The following is a 1,879-nucleotide window of genomic DNA, read 5'->3' on the forward strand; positions in this document are numbered from 1 at the left end:
AAGGACCTCGCCCCATGAGCGCCGAAAAACTGGCCATGGTTGACCAGGCTGCTCAGGCCGAGCGTGCGGCCAGAGCCCAGCCCCATGTGGACATCAACAGCCCGGTGATGCCGTGCCCGGCGAGCCAGGCCGAGCTGTTCGTCGTGCCGGTGCGTTATGCGCTGGCGCACGAGCAGGCCGAAAACGCCTGCGTCATGCCCGGCGTCACCCCCGGGAGCCGCCCGATGGCGGCCCGTCGCCTGCGGGAAGGGTTCGTGTACCTCTGGCAGCATCAGGGGCCGCTCAGGCGTTTTGCCGTCTCGTCGCAGGGGCTGTTGCAGGAGCAGGCGCTGGATGCTGCCCCCGGCCCGGTGGCCGACGCGCCGTCGGCCGGCCTGCGATTGGCGAAAGTCCACGACGCCTGGATGCTGTACAGCGAATTTCCGTTGAACGCCGAACACTGCCGGGCGCTGGGCGACAGCGAAGCCAAGCGCCGCCAGCACATGCGCCAGATCGCCTTGCGCACCGTGGCCGACGAACTGCAGGCGCCGCATTGCCCGCCGCTGGACAAGGGCGAGGCGGTCATGGCCGAACTCATCCCCGGCACCTACGCCCGCTCGATGAAGGCCGACCGCAAGGACAACGCCGAGGACACCGACGCCCTCGGCGCGACGCTGCTGAAGGATCCGACCCGGGCCAACATCAAGGCCTACACCGATGCCATGCACCGCGCCCGTGAGCGCGAGCGTGTCATCGCGCAACACCCCGGCGCCAGCGACCAGCCGCCGGGCGAGTGGAGCGCCGAACCATGGGACGGGCAGGGCACCCGCGACTGGCTGGACAATGCCAAGACCCAAGCCGAGGGGCTGTACGCGGTGTTCGCCTGCCTGGACGACGACCTGGGCGTCTTGCGCGACATCAACCACGAACAGGAGCGATTGGAAGCCGATCACGAACAGTGGCTGGGCGAGAACAGCCTGCGCCTGAGCATCGGCGGCTTCGTGCGCAGCCTGATCACCGAGGATGGCGCCGAACTGGCCGGCGACCTCAGTTACCGCTACAAGGACCGCGACATCCGGCTCACGCCCGAACAGGGGCAGGTCATCCTCGACAGCCAGCATCGGCTGGACGAGGAACTGAAGTCCGAGACCCGCGCCCGTCAGTACGGCGGGCAGCCGGGCCCGGCAGAAACGGCGGCCCGCGATGCCCGGATCGCCGAGATCCTGGCCCCTGTGCGCGGCTTCATCCCGGCCGACCTGCACCACGAGATCCAGGCCGTTGTCCGCGAGTACCGGGCGCAGAAAAGCGCCAACCGCGACAACCATGCCTTCAGCGCCAAGGTCGGCGACTGCATCGACCTCGATGCGATGGACACCTGGTTCAGCGATACCGCCGCCGCGCATTTCCGGCAGCTGGAGCAGCGCCACACGGTGCTGTTCGCCGACCGTGGCGTGTACCTCAAACGCTCGGCCAGCGGCACCTGGTTCGTCGACTACCACGACCTGCCGACGCGCCGGTGGCTGAGCGAACTGGCCGCCGGCTGCCTGAGCGCCCAATGCATCCGCGCCCAGGGGGCCGAGCAGTACGCCGACCATGTGCGCTCGGCCGCCGGCGGCGCCCTGCGGCAACTGTTCAACGCCTGGACGCCGTCGCTGGAAGCCGCCGTCAACAACGCCTCGCGCCTGAGCGAACTGCTGGCGGCGCTGTCCGCCGACAACCTCAGCGCCACCCATCAGGCACTGGCGCCGCTGGGCAGCGACATCCTCGACGACATCGCCGGCATGGCCCGGGACACCGCCAGCCAATGGAACGTGCTGGTCAACCGGCTGGGCGCCGCGCTGCTGTTGCTCAAGGGCGACAGCAGTTTCAGTGCGTCGTGGATGAGCCTCTTCATCGCCGC

1 protein-coding gene is annotated in these 1,879 nt (G+C 69.1%); it reads left to right on the plus strand.

The annotated features are described in order from the left end of the window. Positions 1-14: 14 nt before the first annotated feature. On the plus strand, positions 15-1,879 hold a 1,865-nt coding region (locus CAG29_RS27985; RefSeq protein ID WP_371916667.1), incomplete at its 3' end, for a toxin VasX.

Source organism: Pseudomonas sp. B7(2017) (assembly GCF_002112745.1).
Taxonomy (GTDB): Bacteria; Pseudomonadota; Gammaproteobacteria; order Pseudomonadales; family Pseudomonadaceae; genus Aquipseudomonas; species Aquipseudomonas ekonensis.